Source organism: Stappia sp. ABD4_338 (genome assembly GCF_056312175.1).
The window spans coordinates 961,711-985,220 of record NZ_CM149982.1 but is presented as its reverse complement, the minus strand read 5'-3'; the positions used below and the strand labels follow the sequence as shown (position 1 = coordinate 985,220).

Genomic DNA, 23,510 nt, shown 5'->3' with positions numbered 1-23,510 from the left:
CTACCCCGCGATGAACCGGCCGAGAGCCATTTCGAAGTGCGACAGATACCACATCATCATGGTCGTCAGCAGCGCGAACAGCATCAGGGCGCCGACGCCGATGGTGACCGGCATCGCAATGAAGAAGATCTGCATCTGCGGCATCAGCTTGTTGAGCAGGCCGAGGCCGAAATAGAAGACGAGACCCACGACAAGGAAGGGCGCGGACAGCCGCATGGCCACCGTGAAGAGATCCGCGACCATGGTCGTCGCCATCTCCGCCATGTCGCCGACGGGCAGCGGCGCACCGGGCGGGAACATCGTGAAACTGTCGTTCATGGCCGCAATCACGAGGTAGTGGAGGTTCGTGGCGAACACCATCGTTACCGCGAGAAGGCTCAGGAAGGAGCCGATCACGGCGCCCTGCTGGCCATCCATGGTCGGGTCGGTCGCCATGGCGAAGGCGAGGCCGGTCTGGTTGGCGATGATCATCCCGGCAACCGACAGCGCGTAGGTTATCATGCGCGCGCCCAGCCCGATGAAGAAGCCGACCACGAACTCCAGCGCAAGCATCTGCGCAACCTGCGGCAACCCCGTCGCCGTATCGATCCCGTAGAGCGGCTCCGCCAGCGGATAGAAGATGAGCGTCAGCAGGACAGCCAGGGAAAGACGCACGCGCGTCGAGATCGACCCCTCACCGAGCGCCGGCATCAGCATCAGCATTGTGCCGATACGCGCGAAGACCAGCATGAACACGAGAGCGATATCCGGCAGGAAGGAGACGTCGAACTGCATTCCGGTTCAGCCCCGGCGCGCGGCAACGGGCCGCCCTGCGGAGCGCCCCTGCCATTGTCTCTTGCCCGCAACGACTAGCATTGCGCCGGTCTCCTCTGCCGCGACGATCGGGAACGCTAGCTTCCGTTGATGATGATATCCGCGACGCGCGCGGTAAAGCTCTGCAGCACCTGCCCCATGAACGGCAGCGTAATGATGAGCGTGATGAAGATCGCGAGAATCTTCGGCACGAAGACAAGCGTCATTTCCTGAATTTGCGTCAGCGCCTGGAACAGGGCGATCACCACGCCGACAAGAAGCCCCACCACCATCGGCGGCGCCGAAATGATGATGAGGGTCCAGATGCCCTGGCGGGCGATATCGAGAACTTCAGGTCCGGTCATGATCCATTCGCTGCGCTTGGCGTCGCGTTCCGCTCCCGAGGGCGCCCGCCCGGCAAACAGTCGCTGCCATGGCGCGACGGCAATGGCGAGCCCGGCTCAGATCGGCATCCGCATGATCTCCTGATAGGCGGAGATCACCCGATCACGCACGGAAACAAGCGTCTCGAGCGCCACTTCGGTCTCGGCAACGGCCGTCACCACGTCGACCACATTGGCCTTGCCCTCGGTGAGCGCCATGGCCTGATTGTCCGACTTCTTGCCCTGTTCGACAACCGTCTCGACGGCGGATTTCACCATTCCGGCGAAATCCGGCGAACCGGTCGTGTTCTGGGCCTTTCCGTCCTGGGCCGCGCCGGACAGGGCCGACGTCATGCGATAGGCATTTGCGGCGATCGACGGGATAGACATGGGAAAAGCTCCGTAGGCTCTTGAATGCAGTCAGGCGGGCCGGTCAGGCGCGCAGGATATCGATGGTCTTCTGAACCATGCGACGGGTTGCCGAGATGAGATTGAGGTTCGCCTCGTAGGACCGCTGCGCTTCCCGCATGTCCACCATCTCGACCAGCGTGTCGACGTTCGGCATCCTGACGTTGCCGTCCTGGTCAGCCGCCGGATGCCCCGGCTCGTAGCGGCTCTTGAAGTCGGACTTGTCGAATTCGACCGGTCCGAGTTCGACGACCTCAGCCTTGAGGTCGCGGTCGAGTTCCGCCTGAAACGTCGGGATCTTGCGCCGGTAGGGATCCTCGCCCGGCGTACGACCGGTGGAATCCGCGTTGGCAATATTCTCCGCGATGATCCGCATGCGCCCGCTCTGGGCCTTGAGGCCCGACGCGGCCACGAAGATCGACTTGACGAAGTCCATGGATCACTCCTTCACCGCGCGAGCCCGCTGATCCGGGCCGGCGATGCGTTAGCCGTTGCGCGACAGCGCGGTACGCAGAAGACCGAGGCTCTTCGTGTAGAGCGAAGCGACCGCCTGATAGTCGAGCTGGTTCTCGGTCACCTTCATCATCTGCTCCTCGAGACTGACCGTGTTGCCGTCCGGCGTGGTCTCGAAGCCCTCGCGTCCATCGACCTTGGCGGCGTCCGTCTCACGCATCATCGAGCCCGTCAGATGACTTTGACTCGTGCGCGTCGTCTGCAGACCCATGGGCTGCTGGTCCATCGCGTCCTTGAACGAGAAGCTCTTCAGGTCGCGCCCCTGGTATCCGGGCGTGTCGGTGTTGGCGACATTCTCCGCCAGCACACCCTGCCGGGTCTGATGCCACTGCATCTTCGTCTTCAGCATCTGGAACAGGGGCAGGCTGGTGACCGACATGGCCAGGCTCCGACAGTTTCGTTACTAGGCAGATCCTGCCGCCTTGATGGTTAACAAGCGGTTAACGATTAACCATCCGGTAAGACGCGAGGCGCCAAACCGGTGATTTTCCGGGCCGAAGCGTTCCAATCGACACTTGCAGAACGCAGCACCGAGCGCGTGATCGGCATTTTTTGCCCCACCGAGTCGGCGCCTTTGCGTTCCCTCTTTGAGGGAATCGCGCAAAACGGATAAACAGAAACGTTAATGACAGGATTCGCGCCCGTCGCGAAGGTCGCCACGCGGCCTTGCAAGGTGCGCGGCGAAGGGGTGGAATGGCGCAGCGGTGCGTCATTCCCGGGCAAGGAGCCGGATGCGGCTGGCAAGCGCACCCGAAAGCTCAAGAGAAAAGGCCGTTGGGCATGACAAGTTGGCTGGTCGACACCTTCCAGATGGAACCGGGCTGGGCCCGCGGAATCGGTTTCTTCATCGCCGTCATAATTGTGCTGGCGCTGATCTCGATCTTCGTCTGGGTCCTCCGGCGCATCGCCACCACCCGTGCGCTCGGAGGCCGCTCGCGCCAGCCGCGCATCGCCGTGATGGATGCGGCGGCACTGGATACGCGCCGCCGTCTCGTACTGATCCGCCGTGACAACGTCGAGCATCTGATCCTGGTCGGCGGTCCGAGCGACGTCGTGGTGGAGCAGAACATCGTGCGCGGCGTTCCCGTCTCCCAGTCCTATCCGCGTCAGCCGGCACCGGGTTTCGCCCCGCCGCCGATGGAAACGCCTGCCGTCCCCGCGGATCCCACGCTTGAGCCCGCGCCGTCCTCTCCGGCGATGCAGCAGCCGGTCGCGACCACGCAAGCGCCTGCACAAGGCCCGGCCCCGACGTCACAGCGCGCGCCCGAGCCTCCGCGCGGCGAGGCGCCTCGCGCCCCCTCCCCGACCCGGCCCGTGCCGAGTCAGCCCCGCGCGCCGGCGCCCGCACCGCAACGCCCCGCCGCACCGCGTCCGCAGCAGCAAACCACACCGGCCTCAGACGCCTCCTCTCCCCTGCGCCGCGCCGGAACCTCGGCGGCGGCCGCCGGTTCGGCAGTCGCGGCGGCCGGCGCAGCCGTTGCGGGGCTTGCCAAGCGCACCGCATCGCGTGCAGGCGACGTGGCAACACCAGGAACGCGCTCCGAGACACCGGCTCGCTCCGAGCCGGCAGCACGCACGGAGCCTCCGGTCCGCCGCACCCTCACACCGCCGTCTTCCGGCCCGGCGGCGAGTGCCCGCACCGCCTATCCGCAACAGGGACAGACGGCATCCCCCGAGACCGCCCGCCGCCCCGGTCTCACACCGGCCGCAGCGCCCGCAACCTCTCGGGAACCGCAAAGCGGCCTGACGGCAACAACGGTCAGCGCACCTTCAACAGGCAGCCTGGCATCGGCTCCGCGGCCCCCGCGCCCAGCTCCGGCGGTGGCCCCGGAGCCTGCTGTAACGCCGGAGGCCAAGGCCCCGGCCGCCGCCGCGCCTGCCGAGGTGAAGGCTCCCGTTCAGGAAGACAAGCCGAAGGCCGACAAGGACGCTGCGCCCAGCGTCACCGCTCCGACATCCGGCACCTCGCGCGAAATGGACACGGCGCTCGAGGACGCCCTCCTTGCGGAACTCGGAGGGGCTCCCGCACCCGCGTCACCCGCTCCGCCACGCAGCGAACCCGCCATGTCTGCAGCCCCCTCCCAGCCCGACACAAAGACGGAGTCCGCCACGGATACAACCGTGACCGGACAGGAGGACACCTCACCCTCTTCCGCCACAGAAACGCCCGAGGAGCCGGTCAAGGAATCCGCCGCTCCGTCGGCTGAACCGGAAAAGAAGACCGAAGGCCCGGCGGATGCAAAGGACGGCTCGATGGATGCTATCGAGGAGGAAATGGCGCGCCTTCTCAACGAGATCAACGGGTCGCGCAAATCATGAAACGGGGCCGCGGCGTCCGGCCGGACCAAGCCATCGCCGCTCCCCTGATCCGCGGTATGCGTGTCGCGGGGCTGATCCTTGCGGTGGTTGCCGGCGTGCTCGCGCTCGCCGCGCCCGCAATGGCGCAGGACATTTCGATCGGGTTCGGTGAAGGCACGAGCCTCACCGAACGCGCCGTTCAGCTCGTTGCGCTTCTGACGGTTCTCAGTCTCGCACCATCGATCCTGGTGATGGTGACGAGCTTCACGCGCATCGTCGTGGTGCTCTCGCTTCTGCGGTCGGCGATCGGCCTTCAGACCGCGCCGCCCAACGCGGTGATGACCTCTCTGGCCCTTTTCCTTACCGCCTTCATCATGGCCCCGGTGTTCGAGACAGCCTACAGCGAAGGCGTGCAGCCGCTCGTGGACGGCAACATCGAACTCACCGAGGCCTATGAGCGGGCCTCGATCCCCTTTCACACGTTCATGCGCGCCAATGTGCGTGAAAACGACCTGGCCCTCTTCGTGGAACTCTCCGGCCAGGAGGCCCCGGAAAACCCGGAAGACATCAGCATGCGCATCCTGGTGCCGGCCTTCATGATCAGCGAGTTGCGCCGGGCCTTCGAGATCGGCTTCCTGATCTACCTGCCCTTCCTGATCATCGACCTGGTGATTGCATCGGTTCTCATGTCCATGGGCATGATGATGCTGCCACCGGTGGTGATCTCGCTGCCGTTCAAGCTGATCTTCTTCGTGCTCGTGGACGGCTGGAACCTGCTTGCGGGCAGCCTTGTCCAGTCCTTCGCCACCGGATAGCCGCGCGTCTCGCGTCCGGTTCACGCTGAAAGACGGTCTCGTTCGTCTTGACTATCAGAAGGAGAAAGCCCGGGCTCCCGGCTTTTGCGGTTCAGCCTGCGGTCTCGTCAGGCGCGCTTGCGGGCCGCCGGTCGACGGTCTGGTCCTGGGGGCGGACCTCCGGCGGACGCGGATCCTCGGCGAGCGGATTACTCGGCTGAAGATACTTGCGCTGGTATTCGGACAAGAAGACGTCGAGGGAATCCACGGCCTGCAGACTGTCGAGCACCGAGAGGAACTCCACTCCACGTTCCTCGACCGGGCGGGTCACGACCTGGAACGCCTTGGCGTCCGGGCTGTCGCTCATCTTGCTCGCGAACTTTGTCGCCAGACGGCTCAGGCTGAAACCGTCCTCGGCCAGCGAATAGGCAATCGCCGCCCGGAGAAGGTCGCTGCGCTCCTGATCGGCGAGCGGAACGTCGTCGGCCCAGCGGCCGCCGAGGAGACCCTCGATCTGCTCGCCCGCTTCCCGCCAGCTCCTTGCCGCCCACAACGTGTCGGCGCGCAGCCGGTCGACGTCCTCGCCGCGCATATTTCGCACGATCTCAAGCGCGAGGTCGGGACGACCGCTTTCGGTAAGCGCGCGGGCCTCGACCACGTTGCGTTGCCGCTCCAGCTCGCGCGGCAGCTTCGCCTGGCGGGTCTGGTTGAGAACACGCAACGCCCGCTCCGGCTTGCGATCCATCAGGTAAACCACCCCGAGATCCGCCGCCACCTGGGCACGGGCCGCGCCCTTCAGGCGATGATCGATCTGGTGCCGCAGGAGATCGGCAGCCTGGTCAAGCAGGTCCATTGCGATCAGCCGGTTGGCAAGGCGACGCACCATCTCGTCACCGCGCCGCCCGACCGGTGTCATCTCGCGAAAGTCATAGAAGAGAGCCAGAGCCTTGACCGGCTCCATCTTGTCCACTCCGCCACGCAGGAACAGGTTGCTGAAGACAGCCCCCATCTCGTCCTGCAGCAGGCGCGCGGTCTCGGCGGCGGGATTCGCCTGCAGCGCCGCCTGCATGGCCTCGAACGCCTCACGGTAGTTCCCCGCCTGCGCCTGCAGCTGGGCCAGGAAGCGCAAGGTCTTGAGCTCCGTTTCGTCACCGCGCCACGAGGTCGCGAGGCCCGAAAGCTGGTCGATCGCCTCCTGCGTGGAAATTTCGCCGTCCCGGTGCCGGATCCGCAACGCACGATAGGTCGCTTCCGCCGAAAGCGGACGCTCATCCGACCGGCGGACAACGTCAAACGCCGTAAGCGCCTCCCGCGACCGCCCCGAAGCGTCGGCGATCTGGCCGCGCAGGAGGTCATAGCGTCCAGCCTGGCGCGAGGTGGCGAGGCTCGGGTCGATTTCCGACAGGATGCCGCCCGCCCTTCCGAAGTCGTTGATCTCGACCATCGTCTCGGCCGCAGCCAGATTGAACTCGGTCTGCACGAAAACCGGGTAGTTGCCGACCACCGCGCGCGCGCGGGCAAGCCCTTCGCGCGCCATGTTCCAGTCACGCATTTCCGCCGCCGCGATCGTGCGCCACACCGCCGCATCGGGGCTTTGAAGCAGATCCGGCTGATTGAGATACTCCAGCGCATCCTTGGGTCTTGCGGCAAGCACCTGTGCCGCGCCCATGAGCAGGCTGAACGTCGCGTCCCTTTCCAGCGTGGGATCGTCTTCCGCAGCCAGCCGCATCAGTCCAAGCGCTTCCTGGGCAAAGCCGTGTGCCAGGTAGAAGCGCGAGAGGTCCATGCGCGGAACCCGCCGCGCGCCCTCTGGCGCGCTGGCGATGCGATATTCCATCGCCTTGACCTTCTGCAGAAAGTCCTTGGTGTCGCTCGCCGTGAGCTTGCCCAGTTCGACATGGGCAGGCGCGTGCCTGTCGGTCACCGGCTGCAGGATCCGGGTTCCCTCCGAGAGGTCCCCGTTTGAAATCGAAAGCCCCTGCGGACGCTGCAGCACGATCTTGTCGCCCGCCGTCTCGACAACGAGATCGTCGGCGCGCGGAACCACCGCGACGCCGTGGGCCGACATCAGCGCATCGAACTCGACGAAACGATGCGGCTTGAGAACGCCACGGGCGGGACCGAAGCCGGTCACCGTCTTGATCACGTCGCCCACGAAGGGGTCGCGGACCTCATGGATCCTGCCCGGCTCCTGGAAAGGAACCGTGATGATCGTTCCGCCATCCCCTCGCACCGTCCGCTCGAGCGTCAAGGGGCGGGAAGGCTCGAGGATCGTGTCACCGATCGTGAGGATCCACGAACTGCCATCGACGCCGACCGTGGCAAGGGCATCGTCGGCAAGATCGACGCGAATGGTCTGCCAGTCAGCGGCCCCGGTGACCTCGACGGTCTCAACCATGTCGGCGAGAACGGAACGCATTCCGCGAACGTCGATCGGATCCGAGGTATCGAAGACAAGGAACACGCTCTCGTGCCGACGAAAGACCGAAGAGGCAACCTCCTCGGAAAAGGGAAACACGATCCGGACCATGTCGCCGATACGGCGGGCTTCCACGGCCACGAAGCGCCGGCTCTCGTCGTCATAGCCCGCGGGCGGTTGTTCCGGAGATACGCGGGCCTCGGGCTGCTCCTGAGCTTGGGGAGCCCTGACCGAGGTGAGATCGATGGCGTCTGGAATGTCGTCCGCCACTTTCCCGGCATCGGCGGCGGCGGCAGCAACCGGCGGCGTGCCAGGCGCTTCCTGCGGCCCGGGCTGCTGCTCGGCAGGCGCATCGGCAACCGCCTCCACGTTTTCGCTCGTCGCCTGGGTGGGCTCGCCGGAGGCTCCGGGAAGGGCATCCTGCGTCGCCTCGGCCATCGCCGGCGGCGAGGAGACGGGCGGGGCCGCCTCCTGTGTCGCGACATTGGCAACCTCACCGGCCTTGTCCGGCTTGGTGCGCGGCGTCGGCGTGACAGTGCTCCGGGTGGGCTCACCTTCGGGTCCAACGGGAGCCGGATCCTCGGGAAGCGCCGCCACCTCACCGGGCTGCGCCTGCTCATCGGCTGCAGCCGTCTGGCGATCGTCTGCGTTTGCCGTCTGACCGGACGGCGTCATGGCCGCATCCGGGTTCGTCTCACCCTGCGTTCCGGACTCGGGCGGAATAGCAGGAACTGCGCCACCCGAAACCTGGCGCCCGGGGGCATTCACGACGCCGGTCTTTCCCTCGCCTTCGTTGCTCAATGCCTTGTCGAACGCCGCGTTGATCGCGTCCGCGGGCATCGCCGGCGGCGTCACGTCCACCACATAGGTCTGATCCTCGCGGAAGGCGCGAATATCCACATCCGGCGAGATGCGCAGCAGGAACTTCAGCTTGCCCTGGTCCGGAAAGGCGGTCGCGTCCACCACGCCGGGGGGCAGGTGTGCCTTGAGCTGACCAAGGTCGAGATCCGCGTCATGGTTGAAGGTGACCTTGACCATGTCGTTCTCGCGAACGAAGGCGGAATCGAAGTTCACATTCCACTCGAAGGCGAGCCGCGTGAAAGTCGGATGACTTCCGATCGCCAGATTCACCGCCGGCTCTTCCTGCCCCTTGAGGCGCGCCTGCTCAAGCGCCCGGGCCTTGCGGATCGCCTCTTCCGCGCGCTTCGCCAGTTCCCGCACCACGTCATCGGGCAGGCCCGGCGGCATGCCCTGCCAGTTCGGCGGCAGAAGGTCGATGAACAGCTTCTCGCCCGCTTCCATCGTGTTGACCCGGAAGTCCTGCATGAGGGCGAAACGGAGCGCCGAACCGTCCGGATCCCGACGGGCGATCGAGATGTAACCGGGCAGCTTCACCGGCACGTCGTCGACGCTGGTCAGCACCTCGTCGCGGAACCGGATGCGCAGCACGCCATTGGACGACAGCGCGTCATACTGCGGCAGAAGGGAGAGGTCATGAAAGGTCAGGACCATGCGGGCGAAGCCCTGCTCCATGGTCGCCTTGAGGTCCGCCTCAAGCGTTTCGGCACGTGCGCCCGTGCCGACGGAAACCAGAAGAGGCACCACGGCAAGTGCCGGGAGCACAACACGACAAACCGCCGGCGCGATCTTCGCGACGACGGCTCCAGCGCGCTGCATTGTCCGGCCAAACCTGCTCACCGGGCACCCCATGAAGGACTTTACGGACGGTCAGCTTAGACGATCCGGCTTAACGTCCTGTTTAACCGATGACTGAAATCGCGATGCTTCCGCCCCGGAAATGCAACGCCCGTCATCCCGGACCGCTCAGTTGCCCATGATCTTCGGGAGAGCTTCGACGGCCGGTTTCGGCTGCTCGTCGCGCGGCTTGCGCCCCGTGACAAGCGCCACGGTCAGCCGTTCACTCACTTCCGGAGACATTTTCGCCATCACGTCGGCCATCTTGCGCGGCTTCATCGCGCGCGAAACCTTGAGCAGAATATCGAGATCGAGACGGTCGAAGATTCGCGCGGCATCCTTCGGCTTCATGGACTCATACATGGTCACGAGGCCGCGCAGCTCCTCCTGCTCCTTCTTTTCCTGCTCCTCCCGCATGGCCTTGATGCTCGCCTCGAGAGCGGACATCTCGTCCACCTTCTTCTGCAGCCGGTCTTCGGTCTGCTGAAGGAGTTGCTGGCGCAGCTCGAACTGCTTTTCCCGCTTGTCGAGTTCCCGCCGACGCCCGGAAAGGGATTCAAGAACCTTTCGCTCCGCAATCGAGCTGCCGAGTTCCAGCCCCTCGGGCAGGCTTCCCGGCGCGGTGTCGTCTCCACCATCGGAAGACGCCGCATCTCCCGCAGGCATCGCCTGGGGATTCTGGTCCCCGTCGGAGCCGGTGGCATCGCCCTGCACCTGTGCGGGCGCACCCGCGTCCTGCGCCATGGCCACACCGATGCTCGACGGCGCGGAAAGCCCGCCGTCGAACACGATCGCAAGCACCTTCACCCCGAGAAGGGCGCTGGCGGCAAGCAACAGCGTGGGGAACAGGCGCAGGCTGGTCATGCGGCCTGCTCCGCGGTGCGCTTGCGGAAGTGCTCGAGGCGCGCGGTGGCCTCGATCGCGGCCGAGCGGATGTCGCTGGCACGCATGGCCGGAGCCGGGCGGGCAGGCTCTGTCGGCTGGGCAAGGGTCGTCTCAGCCGGCTGGGCGGGGGACGCGGCCGCCGCGGTGATCTGGGTGATGCGGTCGAGGACGTTGGAGCCCTTCTCGATCTGCGCATTCAGGTCATGGGAGAGCTGCTCGGCCTCGACCAGACGCTGTCCAAGGGTGCGATCCGCCTCGCCGGCGGTCGCCTTCAGGCCCAGGATCGCACGCTCCGCGATTTCCGACGCGGTGATCAGCTCGGAGATCGTGGCACGCAGGGACTCCTCGTCGGCGCGGAGACGCTTCAGCCGCGAATTGAGGATGACGCAGTAGCCGATCGTGACCATCAGCAGCACGGCGACGAGGGTTTCGATCATCAGTCCGAGAGGCAGCGTGCTCATGACGGGTCCATTTCCTTTTGCATCGCGCGCTCGAAGGCGGCCAAGGTCATCTTGGGTTTCTGCAGGCCCCGATCGACGCGAACGGCAATCGAATCCTCATCCTTGCCCATCGTACCCTGAGTCAGGGGAATGCCGCCGCACTTGATCGACACCGGATCGTTCGGCGACACATCGAAAAGAAGGGTTTCCCCCACCTTCAGGTCGAGGACACGTCCAAGCGGGACCTGGGTCTCGTGCAGGACGGCATCGACCTTCATCTCGGCCGCGAAGATCTCGGTGGCCAGATGGCCCTCCCAGATCGGATCGCGACCGAATTTCTCGCCCATGAACATCTGCAGGAGCAGATCGCGGATCGGCTCGAGCGTCGCATAGGGCATCATGATCTCGATCTTGCCGCCGCGGTCTTCCATGTCGATGCGCAGCTCGACGAGGATGGCCGCGTTGGCCGGGCGCGAGATCGCCGCGAAACGAGGGTTTGTCTCGAGTCGCTCCAAATTGAAATGGACAGGTGAGAGCGGCGAGAACGCCTGCTCCATGTCGTGCATGATGATCTCGATCATGCGCCGCACGAGATTGGTCTCGATGGTCGTGTAGGGACGCCCCTCGACACGGACGGCGGACATGCCGCGACCGCCACCCAGCAGCACGTCGATGATCGAGTAGATCAGGCTCGACTCGACAGTGCACAGGCCGAACCCGTCCCATTCCTCCGCCTTGAACACACCGAGGATCGCCGGCAGCGGAATGGAGTTGAGGTAGTCGCCGAAACGCACGGATGAAATATTGTCGAGCGACACCTCGACGTTGTCGGAGGTGAAGTTGCGCAGGCTGGTCGTCGTCAGCCGGACGAGCCGGTCGAAGACGATCTCGAGCATCGGCAGACGCTCGTAGGAGACCATCGCCGAGTTGATGAGGGCACGGATACCGCTCTGGTCGGCGGCGATCGTGTCCTCGATATTGAAGCCCAGAAGGTTGTCGATCTCCTCCTGGTTCAGGATTCGATCGGCACCCCTGGTGGCGTTCTCGAGTTCGGGCTCGCTGTCATCGATCATCGCCGCCCATTGCGCGGCCATGTCGTCGCCGCCGGAGACGCCCTGCTCTTCCAGAGCGGCGCCCCACGCGGCCGCGAGATCCTCGTCGTCCTCGCCATCGTCGCTGCGCTGCTCGGCAAGTGCCTCGCCCCACGCCTCGTCGATATCGCCCAGATCGTCTTCCTCAGCCATTGGCTCCAAGCCTTACTGAACCAGGATTTCCTTGAACAGCACGCCTTCGACGCGTGCCGGATAGACGGCCGTGTTGATCCGCCTCAACAGCTCTTCCTTGAGCCGGAACAGTCCCGAGGATCCCTCGAGATCGGTCGGCCGGAGCTCGCGCAGATAAACCTGGAACGCATCCAGGATGCGCGGCAGCAAAGGCTCGATCTTCGCGATCGCATCGCGGTCGGCGACCTCAAGCGCAATACGAACCTTCAGGTACGTCGCGCGACCGGACGACGAGAGATTCACCGTCATCTCCGGCAGGTCGTAGAACACCGCCGGCCGCTGCTCCGGAACCGCCTCGCCCTCGGGCAACTCCGCTACAGGTTCCGCCGAGTCGAAGAAACCCATGAAATAAGCACCGCCGGCACCGCCACCCAGAAGGAGAACGAGAGCGCCCGCGGCGATGATGATGAGCTTCTTCTTCGACTTGCCGCCACCTTCGGTGACTTCGGCCTCGGCCGCATCCGCATCTGCCGTCATGACTGGTCTCGTTCGCTGCGCTTCCCTCCCGCGCGTATGATTAATTTCTAAAGCCGTAATGGTTAACGAGAAGTTACCGAGCCGTTAACGACTCGCATGACCGGGCATTTTTTGCCGACCGGCAAGCCCGCACGGGCGTTCCTGCCGGGTTCTCAACACCACCCTCGACGCAAAACCGCGGATTTCCGCGCAATCCGAAACTGGCACGCCCCGTGCTTTAGGGTTAACGGCGCCTGTTCTGGGGAGTTCGGGTGCCGGCTGGGGAGCATAGGAACGACGTCATGGAGAATTCACTCCTGATCGGGCTGTCGCGACAGACGGCTCTCAGAAACGAGTTGAACGTGGTGGCCAACAATCTGGCCAACATCAACACCAGCGGCTTCAAGGCGCAGCGCCTCCTGTTCGAGGAGTATCTGATGCCGGTTGCCGAAGCCTCGACCTTTCAGCCGAGCGACAAGGATTATTCCTACGTTCTGGACTACGGCGTGAGCTCGAACTTCACCGCCGGCTCGATCTCGCTGACCGGCGGCGCGCTGGATGTGGCCATCGAGGGCGACGGCTTCTTCGCTGTCGATACGCCAGGCGGCGAACGCTACACGCGTGCCGGTGCCCTGCATCTGGACAACACCGGCCAGCTTGTCACCGACGCCGGCTTTCCGGTGCTTGGCGACGGTGGCCCGATCACCTTCGGCGCGGATGAAACCGACATCACGATCGCCCAGGATGGCACCGTGTCGTCCTCCGTCGGCGTGAAGGGACGCCTCAGGGTCGTCTCGTTCGAGAACCTCGGCGAACTGCAGCGCGTCGGCAGCAATCTCTACACCGGCGAAAACCCGCTGCCGGCGGAAAACGTGCGCGTGCTTCAGGGCGCGGTGGAGAAGTCCAACGTCTCCGGCGTGACCGAAGTCTCCCGCATGATCGAGATCACCCGCAACTACACCTCGGTTTCCAAGATGATCGAGCAGGGTGACGAACTGCTGCGCAAGGCCATCGACCGGCTCGGCTCGGTCCAGGCCTGACGCGGGCGAGAAGGAAGGATTTCATCATGAAGGCACTTCACATCGCCGCTACCGGCATGCGGGCGCAGGAACTGAACGTCGAGGTCATCTCGAACAACATCGCCAACATGCGCACGACCGGCTACAAGCGTCAGCGTGCCGACTTTCAGGACCTGCTGTACCAGAACCTGCGCCGCATGGGCACGAACACCTCCGCGACCGGCACCATCGTCCCGACGGGCGTGCAGATCGGCTCGGGCGTGAAGACGGCCTCGACCGCCCGCATCATGACCCAGGGCAATCTGGCCGAATCCGGCAAGGACCTGGACGTCGCGGTGCGCGGCGAAGGCTTCTTCCAGATCCAGATGCCGGACGGCACCACCGCCTATACCCGTGACGGTTCCTTCGAGCGCGACGCCAACGGCCAGCTCGTCACCATCGACGGCTATGCGGTCCAGCCGGGCATCGTGCTGCCGCAGGACGCCCGTGACGTCACCATTTCGGCCGACGGTCAGGTCCAGATCGTCGATGCCGGCGGCGCGATCCAGCAGCTCGGACAGCTCCAGCTCGCACGCTTCATCAACAAGTCGGGCCTTGAGGCTATCGGCGACAACCTGTTCCTCGAGACCGAGTCGAGCGGCGCGGCCGTCGTCGGCACGCCGGGCGAGGACGGGTTCGGCGACCTGATGCAGAAGCATCTCGAAATGGCGAACGTCGAGGCGGTGTCGGAAATCTCCGACCTCATCGCCGCACAGCGTGCCTACGAGATGAACTCGCGCATCATCAAGGCCGCGGACGAGATGTCCGCCACCACCTCGAACATCCGCTAGGAGGCCTGAAGATGACCCGCAGCCTCCTGACCCGTTTCGTCCGCCTGGCAGGCCTCGCCGCCACGCTCGCGGCCGCGGTCTCGGTGTCCGCCTCCGCAGCCACGCTGCGCTCGGAAGTGCGCGTCGCCGGGCCGGTCGTCACGATCGGCGACTTCTTTTCCGACGCCGGCACTCATGCCGCGACCCCGCTGTTTCGTGCTCCCGACCTGGGGACCCGGGGCAACGTTCCCGCGAGCCTCGTCGTCGAGCGCGCCCGCGCGGCCGGGTTCGGCGATGCCACGACCGATGGGCTGCGGTCCGTTTCCGTGGAGCGCCTCGCGATCACCATCGGCATCACCGACATTGAGGAAGCTGTTCGTGCCGCATTGCTCGAGCGCAATCCGGATCTCGACGAGAAGGCTCTGTCCCTGTCGCTGAACGGCCTGCGCCAGCCGGTCATGGCCGATGCGGGCTCCAGCTCGCCGCTGAGCGTCGTCGACCTGGACTGGAACCCGGTCTCCGGCCAGATCCGGACGTCCGTGCGTATCCGCACCGACGAGACGCTGCGACTGGTGACCCTGCACGGCATCGCGCAGGAGACGGTCGAGATCTTCACCGCTGCCCGCCCTCTTGAGCGTGGCGCCGTTGTGTCCGAAGGCGACCTCCAGGTGAGCCGCATCCCGCGCCATCGCGCGACGGCCCGCCAGATCACCGAGCGCGGCGATATCGTCGGACTGGCGGCCCGCCGCGCTGTCCAGGCCGGTCGCCCCCTCTTCAAGAGCGACTTCGAGGAACCCGTTCTGGTGCGCCGTGGCGACCGCGTCACCATGATCTACCGCGTTGCCGGCATGACCCTGACCACGCTCGGCCAGGCCATGGAAAACGGCTCCGACGGCGCCATGATCGATGTTCTCAACCTTCAGTCCCGCCGCACCATCACCGCCATCGTTCGTGGCCGTGACCAGGTCGAGGTCGGGTTTGCCCACCGCCGCCTCGCCCAGCTTGAGGAGACGATCCGATGAGCCTCCGCAATCCTTCTTCCACCGTGGCCCGCCGCACGGCTCCGCTTCTTGCCATCGCGCTTGCCACGACGCTTGGCGCTTGCGGCTCGGCTGATCGCCTGGCGAACGTCGGCAAGACGCCGTCGCTGTCCGCGATCCAGGATCCGACGACCACCGCCGGCTACCGCCCCGTCCAGATGCCGATGCCGACCGCGCAGCCCGAGCACTACAACTCGAACTCGCTCTGGCGGTCCGGCGCGCGCGCCTTCTTCAAGGACCAGCGTGCCGCACGCGTCGGCGACATCCTCACCGTCCTGGTGACGATCTCCGACAAGGCGCAATTCGACAACGAGACCTCTCGCAAGCGCGAGAGCAGCGACAGCAGCGGAACCGGCGGCGCCGTGGGCGCGGCGATCAACACCTTCCTGCTGCCGTCCGGCACCAGCTCCGACAATCTCGTGTCGGCCTCGGGAGCATCCGACTTCAAGGGAACCGGCAAGGTTGACCGCGAGGAGAAGCTCCAGACCAAGGTCGCGGCGGTGGTCACGCAGGTGCTGCCCAACGGCAACATGGTGATCGAGGGACGCCAGGAGGTTCGCGTGAACTTCGAGGTGCGCGAACTCATCGTCGCCGGCGTAGTGCGTCCCGAGGACATCTCGGCAAGCAACACCATCGAGAGCGAGAAGATCGCCGAGGCCCGTATCGGCTACGGCGGACGCGGACAGATCACCGAGGTCCAGCAGCCGCGCTACGGCTCGCAGGTGCTCGACATCGTCCTTCCGTTCTGACCTTTCAGGGGCGCGTTCAAACGTTCCGCGCGCCCCTGACCGGCCGGGCTCCGTTCCCCAGCGGCTTCCGGCCCTTCCCTGTCCGTTCGAACTCCCCAGTTGCGAACGGCAAGACGGCGAAAAGGCACGGCCTCATGCTCCCCGGCAGGCCGTGCCTTTTTCGACTCCGTCAGACTGTTTCTGGAGGTGCGGCTACGCAGCCGAGTTCGAGGTGTGCCGGCGCACATCTTCGAGCATTGAGCCATCAAGCGGGTGCAGGCCGGCCCGCAGGCTCGCGTGAGGCGCCCGTGTCGCCGGCTCCTGCCCCTTGCGCGTCGCGGCGAAGGCGGGCTCCAGAGTCATCTTCCGAAACTCGGCAAAGAGACGTTGATCTAGCTTCGTCTTCATACGGGCCAGTTCGGCAATCGCGAGACGGGGCGTGAGGGGCTCCCGATAAACCCGCTCCTCGGTCAGGGCGGAATAGATGTCGATGATCGTGATCAGGCGGACGAGCGGTGTGATTGCGTCCCCGACCAGGCCGTCCGGATAGCCGGAGCCGTCGAGATACTCGTGGTGCGAACGCGCGGCGGCGATCAGCATCGCGTCCTCCACACCGCTGTGAACGAGCGCTTCCGCTCCCCTCCCCGGATGCAGGTTGATCATCGACCGCTCGGCATCCGTCAGCCGTCCCGGCTTTTCCAGAATGGCGATCGGGATGAAAAGCTTGCCCACGTCATGAAGGATGCTTGCCTCGATGAGAAGGCTCGTATCGGCCGCGTCCAGTTCCAGGTGAGTGGCAAATGCGACGGCGAGCCCCGCGACGTTCAACACATGCCGGCAGGTCTGGCTGTGATGCATCTTCACCGCGTTCAGCCACGTTGACAGCCCTTCGGAACGAACGGCCGAGCCGATGGCATCGCTTGTCGAGCGCAGGTTTCCCAGCGGAAGCGGCTTGGACTGTCGCATGGCGCTTGCGACGTTGTTGTGAAAGGAGTCCGTGACTTCCATGGCCTTGTTGACGGTCCGGGAGAACCTGGCGAGCCGTCGGGACAGTTCACGGTTCAGGATCTCGCGCACCCCCCGACGCACGTCATCGACCGTCTTGTGGGGGGCATAAATGCGTCCCAGGCCGATGGATTCCGCCTGCACGATGCCTGCCCGTTCGATGCTCGGGGCAACGTAGATCATGTTTGTAATACGAAAGGACGGAGGGAAAATCGCGCTGAGACGGTCCACATCCGTCGAGCGCCGCAGTTCGCTGTAGACGACAACGACCGTTACGTCGGCAGCGTCTTCTTTCGTCACCTCCGAGAGCGTGCGAACCTTGCATGTATAGGCCGAGGCGATGGGACCCGCGAGAGCCTCGCCTCCCATGCCCTCATCCCTCAAGATCATCACGTCGTACATGCGTCCATCCCGCCTAGTCCGGACCTTGAGGCCCTTCTTACCTTGGGGGATGCTATCGGACGCATCTTGTGGATTCCTTAAATCGATCAAGTACAGAAATTTAACAAAAGCTTCAGCGCGACCCGAACGCACAAACAAGCCATTGTGAAAGAACGATATTTACAAAAAAAGCCCGGATCGGTCGGATCCGGGCATCTATATCGACATAGACAAATTTACTAGGAACGGGGCAACACGCGTTCAGTCGTCCCGATAAACCTTTTCGCGGCGCTCGTGCGCCTCCTGGGCCTCGAGAGACAGCGTCGCGATCGGACGCGCCTCAAGGCGCTTGAGCGAGATCGGCTCACCCGTTTCGATGCAGTAGCCATACGATCCGTCCGCGATGCGCTCCAGCGCCGCGTCGATCTTGGCAATCAGCTTGCGCTGCCGGTCCCGTGCCCTGAGTTCGATCGATCGATCGGTCTCGGACGATGCGCGATCGGCGATGTCCGGATGATTCTGACTTTCTTCCTGCAGATTGGTAAGGGTCTCTCGGCTTTCCTTGAGGAGATCCTCTTTCCAGCGCAGAAGCTTGTTCCGGAAATACTCACGCTGACGCTCGTTCATGAAGGGTTCGCCCTCGCTGGGACGATACTCGGCATCCAACTCAACCGTCATGTTCCACTCCGGCTCCATCTAGGCCGGGCGGAATATAGCGGCCAAGACGTGCTCGCACAACGTTGCGGACGCCGAAAATAGGTTCAAATTTCTGGCATAAAATTCAAGTATTTATACAATTTTGCCGCAGAATTGAACTTCACGCGCCATAGCATTGGCGAGGCTTGCGCCCGACTAGAGGTCGAATTGTCCGAGCTTGGCGAGCTCCACCCTGGCGCGCAGTTCGATCTCGTCGATCACCTTCTCGAGCTCCGGGTTGCCACTCGACTCGCGCCGGGACAGAAGCATGGCGATACGCCCGAGCCGCTCCGGCGAGACCCGCCCGGCAAGAACGTCCGCCTTGAGGTTCTCGAGCGTGTCGAGAAGATCGTGTCCCCGCGCCATGGCCTTGCGCCGGCCGGTCAGCGGATCGTCGACCTCCTGCAGCGAAAGCAACGCATCCAGCCCGCCGGTGCGCGCGGCCGGCACACTCTGGCCCGACGACCTTGTTTCCTCGTGGGACTGGACGTCGAAGATACTGCCGGAGTCGCCCGCGCGCTTCCTGCTCGCGCGTCCCTGGACGCTGCCGAGATGGGAGTAGCCTGTGATCCTCATGGGGACGGCACCACGCCTCGAATGTCTCTGGTCATGGGCTACAGAATTTTCCGAGTTGGTAAACGAAGCGTTAACGACCCGGCAATTCCTGCCCACGAGGCGCATCACCCATGGCCAGAAAACGCCTCCTAAAGATGATTATCTCATATATTTCAATGAATTGCAAAATTGCATCATGACCATGAAAAACTGGCACGGCAATCGCATTGCGCGTCTCGAAACAGTCTTGCCGATGGAAAGACCCGCATGATGCCGTTCCGACTAGCCATTGTCCTGAGCATGCTTGTGACGCTGTTCGCGGCGCCCGCCGCCCTTGCCTCCTCGCGGATCAAGGACATTGCCGACTTCGAGGGCATCCGTGACAACCAGTTGATCGGATACGGCCTGGTGGTCGGCCTTCAGGGCACGGGAGACAGCCTGCGCAACGCCCCCTTCACCCGCCAGAGCCTCGAAGCCATGCTCGAGCGTCTCGGCGTGAACACGCGCGGCTTCGATCTCAACACCAAGAATGTCGCGGCCGTCATGGTGACGGCGAACCTGCCGGCCTTTTCCACCCAGGGCACCCGCATCGACGTCTCGATCTCGGCTCTTGGCGATGCCGACAGCCTTCAGGGCGGCACGCTTCTGGTCACCCCGCTTCTCGGCGCGGATGGCGAGGTCTACGCCATCGCCCAGGGCCCGCTCGCGATCGGCGGCTTCCTGGCGCAGGGCGACGCCGCCTCCGTGGTGCGTGGCGTTCCGACCTCCGCCCGTATCGCGAACGGCGCCCTGGTCGAGCGCGAAATCGAGTTCAAGCTCGCATCCATGACAAGCCTGCGCCTGGCCCTGCGCAACCCGGATCTCACGACGGCACGCCGCGTCGCGCTGGCGGTGAACGAGCTGATCGGCCTTCCGACGGCGGAGCCGCTTGACCCCGCGACCGTGCGCATCGACCTGCCGCGTCAGTTCCAGGGCAACATCGTCGATCTTCTGACGGACATCGAGCAGCTCATCGTCGAGCCCGACCTGCCGGCGCGCATCGTGATCGACGAAAATTCCGGGATCATCGTCATGGGCCAGAACGTGCGGGTCTCCACCGTGGCGATCGCTCAGGGCAACCTGACGGTCACCGTGGCCGAGTCGCCCGAGGTGGTTCAGCCGCTTCCCTTCGCGAACGGCCAGACCGCCATCGAGCCGCGCACCGACATCCTTGTCGATGACGCCTCGGACAACAAGCTGGCCGTGGTGCCGGAGTCGGTGACGCTGCAGCAGCTTGTCGACGGACTCAACGCACTCGGCATCGGCCCGCGCGACATGATCTCCATCCTGCAGGCAATCAAGGCCTCCGGTGCCCTTCAGGCAGAAATCGAGGTGATGTGATGAACGGACTGGGCATCGACACGATCCTGTCCTCCGCGCAGGCTTCCAGCTCCAGCCCGGCAACACTTGCCGCCCGCTCAGGCGGGCGGACGGGCGAACCCCTTTCGAGCGCGGAAGCCCGCGCCGATGCGCAGGGGCAGGAGTTCGAAGCGGTTTTTCTCAACACCATGTTCAAGTCGATGTTCGCCGGTCTCGGCGAAGAGGCCGGCACCTGGGGCGGCGGCAGCGGCTCCGATGCCTGGCGCGACATGCTCGTGGAACAATATGCCGACACCATTGCCCGCTCGGGCGGCATCGGGATCGGCGACAGCATCAAGCGGGAATTGCTTGCCTTGCAGGAAGGGGTGGCGTGATGAGTCTCGACAGCAAACAGATCGCGGAAATGGCTCCGGAGTTCTTTTCCGGCGCCATTGTCGACGCGGAGGCCGCGGAAGCCACGTGCCGACGTCTCGAGGGCGCCATGGCGCGCCTTCTCGCGGTCGTCGAGAAGGAGACCGAACTGGTCAGGCTCGGAAAACTCGACGAGGCCGGCAGCCTTCAACCGGAGAAGGCGAAGCTCGTAAGCGTATACATGCGCGGCATGACCTATGTGCGTGACCAGACCATTTCGCTCGGCAACCTTGCGCCGGTCGCGGTCGAGCGCCTGAAGCGTCAGCACCAGGAGTTCCAGCCCGTCCTGCGGATCAACCTCGCGGTGCTCGCCACCGCTCGCGAGGTCGCCGACGGACTGCTGCGAAAGGTCGCCGAGGGCGCGGGATCGGCCAGGAAGCCGCTCACCTATGGCCCCGGTGGTCAGGGGCCGCGAACCTCCGAACTCGCCGATGGTATCGCCGTCAACCGGGCGCTCTGACCCATCGGTTCCCGAGCGCTGACCGCCCGTGAAAAGACCACATGAAGCAACCGGCCGGAGGCAACTCCGGCCGGTTTTTTCGTTTCGCACCGGTTGCGTTCCCGCGCGCCGGCCACGCACGGCAAACAGGCCTGACGGAGAACGAATCAGGATCGTGAAAAACCGCGATAAATCCTAACAAATCCCTTAACATCCGATTCACAACTATACGATAAATTACGCGATGGAAGATGCGCGTGATTACTTGAAAATCGCATGTCCCTGACGTGATTCGAAAAGACGAAAGCGCGAGGACTTTCGAAACGACGCATCTCCCTCAAACAGCACGAGACCGTCTTTCTCCTTCCTGGTCGAGAGACGGTACGGGAGTGTGTCATGGAAACTGGAGCGATCAAACCGAACCTTTATCCGCCGCCGGTAACCGTGCGGTCGACGGAGCCTGCCGACCGGCCGGCCGATACGACCGAAGTGGCGCCGGAAAAGGCGGTGCAGGCCACCAATGATGCCAGGGAGACACGCGCCGAGGCCGAGAACGGCTCGTCGGGCGAGCCCGTTGCAGCCCCCTCATCCAGGATCAAGCGCGAGGAATACAGGGATACGATCACGGATTCCCTCGTTTATCGCGCCATCGACACGCAGACTGGCGAAGTCGTACGGCAGATCCCGGAAGAGTCCCTTTTGCGTCTGCGGCGGGCTTTCGCGCTTACCACGCATCAGGACATGACAGGGCTGGACGTCAATCGGAGCCTGTAGGCACGCCCTGACGCCCGATTGAGGGATCGCGTCGAGCGCAGCCGCGAATCGGATAGGGTTGAGCCAACTTCTCCTCCGAGCGGACAACCCGATGTCGATGACCCCGCAGGCCCTTCTTGAGCAGATGCGCAAGGCTCTCGTGCTCCAGCGCGACGGCAAGCCCGCGCGTGCGCGTTCGATCTACGAGCGGATTCTGAAGCAGGATCCGGCAAACTCCGAGGCGACCAATCTGCTCGCCCTCTGTTTTCTCGAGTTGAATTACCCCAAGCGCGCCCTCTCCCTCCTGCAGCGCGCCATCTCCTTGTCGCCGGACGAAGCCCGTTATCATCTCAACCTGGCGGATTGCCACGAGCGGCTTGGTGACCTGTCGGCCTCCCTCGCCGCCGTCGAGGCGGGCCTGTCGCAAACACCGGGCGATCCCGACCTGCTGCGCACCCGCGCCCAGACCCTTCGGCGGGCCAATCGCCTCGACGAGGCCATGGGTGCTTTCGACGCAGCCGTTCGCGCCGCTCCCCAGGATACTGATCTTCTGGCCGACTACGGTCACGTTCTGCTTCTGGCCGGACAACACGAACAGGCGGAAAAGGTGTTCCGCTTCGTGCTGCAGACGGTTTCATCCCACCGCCTCGCCCTGCTCGGCCTGGCAGACACGCTGAACCAGCTCGATCGTCCCGACGAGGCGCTCGAACTGCTTGCCAGCGCCGAGGGCATCGTCCCCGACAGGGATGCGGAATATCAGCTTCATCTCGCCAATGCGCTGTGGGGCGCCGGCAGCTTCGAGGACGCCCTTACGGCCCTCGATATCGTTCTGGCGCTTGGACATCGCACGCCGGACACCTGTCTCCTGCGCGGCAAGACCCTCTATCATCTCGGTCGCTTCGCCGAGGCGCGCACGGATCTGGAGGCAGCCCTTGCAGCCGACCCCGGTCGGGACGACGTAGCCATGACACTCGGCTTCTGCTGCCTGTCCCAGGGCGATCTCGAGACCGGTTGGGCCCTGGCCGAGCGGCGTTTCGACATGCAGGCGAAAGGCGTGATCCGCCGCCGCTTTCAGGCACCGACCTGGCAGGGCGAGCCGCTTTCCGGCAAGACCCTGATGATCTGGGACGACCAGGGTATCGGTGACGTGCTGCGCTCTTCCTCCATGTTCAAGGAAATGCGCGCACGCTGCCAGAACCTGATCGTGGAATGCCACCCCAAGCTCGTGCCGCTTTTGTCGCGCAATTTCCCCGAGATCGAGGTCCGCGTACGTCGCCACGACGGCGCCAAAGCACTGCTTGGCGGTGGTGAGGACTTCGATGTCCAGTGCTCCATGGGAACCCTGCCGCTGTACCTGCGCCGCAGCATCGATGCCTTCCCCGCCACACCCGGCTTCCTGGTCGCGGAAGGCAACCGGACCGAGGAGCTGCGGCAGCGTCCGCCACTGAACGGTGACAAGCCGCTCATCGGCCTTTCATGGACGAGTGGCAATCGCAGCGGGCTTCGTGCCCGCTCCTATCTGACGCTGGAGGACCTGCTGCCGTTGCTGGCGGTGCCCGGAGCGGAATTCGTCCTGCTCGATTACACCGACCGGACAGCGGAAATCGCCGCCCTGCGCGCCGGGCATGACTTCACGCTGCACCATTGGAGCGACCTTGACCTCTTCGACGACCTGGAGACGGTCGGCGCGCTCACATCCTGCATGGATCTCGTCATCTCGGCCAATACCTCGGTCGCCGACTTGTCGGGCGCGCTCGGTGTTCCGACCTGGCGCTTCGGGCCGGTAAACGGAGTCACATTACTAGGACAGGAAAATCCGCCCTGGAACCCGGCCACGCGCTATCTGCGGCTTCATCTGGAGAAACCAGCCAATACGATCATTCCCCGCCTGACTTCGGATCTGAGAGAGTGGCTTGAGACCTTCTCGCGCGGCTGATCCGCCTCAGAGG

Annotated in this window: 24 protein-coding genes; 11 read left to right on the top strand and 13 right to left on the bottom strand. The window is 64.5% G+C overall.

Translation table 11 applies throughout. The annotated features are described in order from the left end of the window. The 5 genes from fliR to flgB form a co-directional block, all read right to left on the bottom strand. Window positions 1–774, bottom strand: coding sequence for a flagellar biosynthetic protein FliR (fliR, locus tag ACYX4S_RS04350; RefSeq protein WP_476362025.1), 774 nt, complete (start codon window positions 772–774; stop codon window positions 1–3). A 116-nt stretch (window positions 775–890) separates the two neighbouring features. After that, window positions 891–1,157, bottom strand: a complete 267-nt coding sequence (fliQ, locus tag ACYX4S_RS04345) for a flagellar biosynthesis protein FliQ (RefSeq protein ID WP_293719805.1) — start codon at window positions 1,155–1,157, stop codon at window positions 891–893. A gap of 96 nt (window positions 1,158–1,253) precedes the next feature. Further along, the gene (gene fliE / locus ACYX4S_RS04340; RefSeq protein WP_293719803.1) at window positions 1,254–1,565 is read right to left on the bottom strand and encodes a flagellar hook-basal body complex protein FliE; all 312 of its coding nucleotides are present in this window, start codon (window positions 1,563–1,565) and stop codon (window positions 1,254–1,256) included. 43 nt (window positions 1,566–1,608) lie between these two features. Then, window positions 1,609–2,019, bottom strand: coding sequence for a flagellar basal body rod protein FlgC (gene flgC, locus ACYX4S_RS04335; protein WP_476362024.1), 411 nt, complete (start codon window positions 2,017–2,019; stop codon window positions 1,609–1,611). A 48-nt stretch (window positions 2,020–2,067) separates the two neighbouring features. Next, on the bottom strand, window positions 2,068–2,475 hold the full coding sequence (flgB, locus tag ACYX4S_RS04330; RefSeq protein WP_293719800.1) for a flagellar basal body rod protein FlgB: 408 nt from the start codon (window positions 2,473–2,475) through the stop codon (window positions 2,068–2,070). 401 nt (window positions 2,476–2,876) lie between these two features. Between flgB and ACYX4S_RS04325 the strand changes: the two genes are divergently transcribed. Further along, on the top strand, window positions 2,877–4,415 hold the full coding sequence (locus ACYX4S_RS04325; protein ID WP_476362023.1) for a FliO/MopB family protein: 1,539 nt from the start codon (window positions 2,877–2,879) through the stop codon (window positions 4,413–4,415). Window positions 4,416–4,471: 56 nt separating this feature from the next. Next, window positions 4,472–5,209 carry a flagellar type III secretion system pore protein FliP gene (gene fliP, locus ACYX4S_RS04320; protein WP_476362816.1) on the top strand — a complete coding sequence of 246 codons (738 nt, stop codon included), beginning with the start codon at window positions 4,472–4,474 and terminating at the stop codon, window positions 5,207–5,209. A gap of 91 nt (window positions 5,210–5,300) precedes the next feature. Here fliP and ACYX4S_RS04315 read toward each other — a convergent pair whose 3' ends face one another. The 5 genes from ACYX4S_RS04315 to ACYX4S_RS04295 all read right to left on the bottom strand — a co-directional run bounded on the left by ACYX4S_RS04315 (window position 5,301) and on the right by ACYX4S_RS04295 (window position 12,387). Further along, the gene (locus tag ACYX4S_RS04315; RefSeq protein ID WP_476362022.1) at window positions 5,301–9,284 is read right to left on the bottom strand and encodes a tetratricopeptide repeat protein; all 3,984 of its coding nucleotides are present in this window, start codon (window positions 9,282–9,284) and stop codon (window positions 5,301–5,303) included. Between the two features lie 147 nt (window positions 9,285–9,431). Then, the gene (locus ACYX4S_RS04310; protein WP_476362021.1) at window positions 9,432–10,166 is read right to left on the bottom strand and encodes a MotE family protein; all 735 of its coding nucleotides are present in this window, start codon (window positions 10,164–10,166) and stop codon (window positions 9,432–9,434) included. Beyond that, complete coding sequence (locus ACYX4S_RS04305) at window positions 10,163–10,648, bottom strand: DUF6468 domain-containing protein (protein WP_476362020.1); 486 nt, start codon at window positions 10,646–10,648, stop codon at window positions 10,163–10,165. The genes ACYX4S_RS04310 and ACYX4S_RS04305 overlap by 4 nt, the downstream gene beginning before the upstream one ends. Further along, window positions 10,645–11,871: a flagellar motor switch protein FliM gene (fliM, locus tag ACYX4S_RS04300; RefSeq protein WP_293719788.1), complete on the bottom strand. Its 1,227-nt coding sequence runs from the start codon at window positions 11,869–11,871 to the stop codon at window positions 10,645–10,647. Before fliM ends, ACYX4S_RS04305 begins: the two co-directional genes overlap by 4 nt. Window positions 11,872–11,883: 12 nt before the next feature. Further along, complete coding sequence (locus tag ACYX4S_RS04295) at window positions 11,884–12,387, bottom strand: flagellar basal body-associated FliL family protein (protein WP_293719786.1); 504 nt, start codon at window positions 12,385–12,387, stop codon at window positions 11,884–11,886. A 281-nt stretch (window positions 12,388–12,668) separates the two neighbouring features. On the opposite strand from ACYX4S_RS04295, the gene flgF reads away from it, so the two are divergent. Genes flgF through flgH form a run of 4 tightly spaced genes read left to right on the top strand, consistent with a single transcriptional unit; the run spans window position 12,669 to window position 15,983 of the window. Further along, complete coding sequence (gene flgF, locus ACYX4S_RS04290) at window positions 12,669–13,406, top strand: flagellar basal-body rod protein FlgF (protein WP_476362019.1); 738 nt, start codon at window positions 12,669–12,671, stop codon at window positions 13,404–13,406. A gap of 26 nt (window positions 13,407–13,432) precedes the next feature. Further along, window positions 13,433–14,215, top strand: a complete 783-nt coding sequence (gene flgG, locus ACYX4S_RS04285; RefSeq protein ID WP_293719783.1) for a flagellar basal-body rod protein FlgG — start codon at window positions 13,433–13,435, stop codon at window positions 14,213–14,215. Window positions 14,216–14,226: 11 nt separating this feature from the next. Next, on the top strand, window positions 14,227–15,216 hold the full coding sequence (flgA, locus tag ACYX4S_RS04280) for a flagellar basal body P-ring formation chaperone FlgA (RefSeq protein WP_476362018.1): 990 nt from the start codon (window positions 14,227–14,229) through the stop codon (window positions 15,214–15,216). Next, complete coding sequence (gene flgH, locus ACYX4S_RS04275; protein ID WP_293719779.1) at window positions 15,213–15,983, top strand: flagellar basal body L-ring protein FlgH; 771 nt, start codon at window positions 15,213–15,215, stop codon at window positions 15,981–15,983. The genes flgA and flgH overlap by 4 nt, the downstream gene beginning before the upstream one ends. Before the next feature lie 192 nt (window positions 15,984–16,175). Here the strand turns inward: flgH and ACYX4S_RS04270 are convergent, their stop codons facing one another. The 3 genes from ACYX4S_RS04270 to ACYX4S_RS04260 all read right to left on the bottom strand — a co-directional run bounded on the left by ACYX4S_RS04270 (window position 16,176) and on the right by ACYX4S_RS04260 (window position 18,620). Continuing rightward, window positions 16,176–17,369 carry an HD-GYP domain-containing protein gene (locus tag ACYX4S_RS04270; RefSeq protein ID WP_476362017.1) on the bottom strand — a complete coding sequence of 398 codons (1,194 nt, stop codon included), beginning with the start codon at window positions 17,367–17,369 and terminating at the stop codon, window positions 16,176–16,178. A 240-nt stretch (window positions 17,370–17,609) separates the two neighbouring features. Beyond that, a complete protein-coding gene (dksA, locus tag ACYX4S_RS04265) occupies window positions 17,610–18,026 on the bottom strand; it encodes an RNA polymerase-binding protein DksA (RefSeq protein WP_293719775.1) in 417 nt (138 codons plus the stop codon). A gap of 174 nt (window positions 18,027–18,200) precedes the next feature. Next, window positions 18,201–18,620: a flagellar assembly protein FliX gene (locus ACYX4S_RS04260; protein WP_476362016.1), complete on the bottom strand. Its 420-nt coding sequence runs from the start codon at window positions 18,618–18,620 to the stop codon at window positions 18,201–18,203. Window positions 18,621–18,899: 279 nt separating this feature from the next. Here ACYX4S_RS04260 and ACYX4S_RS04255 point away from each other — a divergent pair, with 279 nt between their 5' ends. From ACYX4S_RS04255 to ACYX4S_RS04235, 5 genes are all read left to right on the top strand, one after another. Continuing rightward, entirely contained in the window at window positions 18,900–19,979 is a 1,080-nt protein-coding gene (locus tag ACYX4S_RS04255) for a flagellar basal body P-ring protein FlgI (RefSeq protein WP_476362815.1), read from the top strand. Next, complete coding sequence (locus ACYX4S_RS04250) at window positions 19,979–20,332, top strand: rod-binding protein (protein ID WP_293719771.1); 354 nt, start codon at window positions 19,979–19,981, stop codon at window positions 20,330–20,332. Before ACYX4S_RS04255 ends, ACYX4S_RS04250 begins: the two co-directional genes overlap by 1 nt. Continuing rightward, window positions 20,332–20,829 (top strand): flagellar protein FlgN, encoded by a 498-nt coding sequence (locus tag ACYX4S_RS04245; protein WP_293719770.1) that lies wholly within the window; start codon window positions 20,332–20,334, stop codon window positions 20,827–20,829. Before ACYX4S_RS04250 ends, ACYX4S_RS04245 begins: the two co-directional genes overlap by 1 nt. Window positions 20,830–21,204: 375 nt before the next feature. Beyond that, the gene (locus tag ACYX4S_RS04240; RefSeq protein WP_476362015.1) at window positions 21,205–21,582 is read left to right on the top strand and encodes a flagellar protein FlaG; all 378 of its coding nucleotides are present in this window, start codon (window positions 21,205–21,207) and stop codon (window positions 21,580–21,582) included. Between the two features lie 91 nt (window positions 21,583–21,673). Next, the gene (locus tag ACYX4S_RS04235; RefSeq protein ID WP_476362014.1) at window positions 21,674–23,497 is read left to right on the top strand and encodes a tetratricopeptide repeat protein; all 1,824 of its coding nucleotides are present in this window, start codon (window positions 21,674–21,676) and stop codon (window positions 23,495–23,497) included. Window positions 23,498–23,510 lie beyond the last annotated feature (13 nt).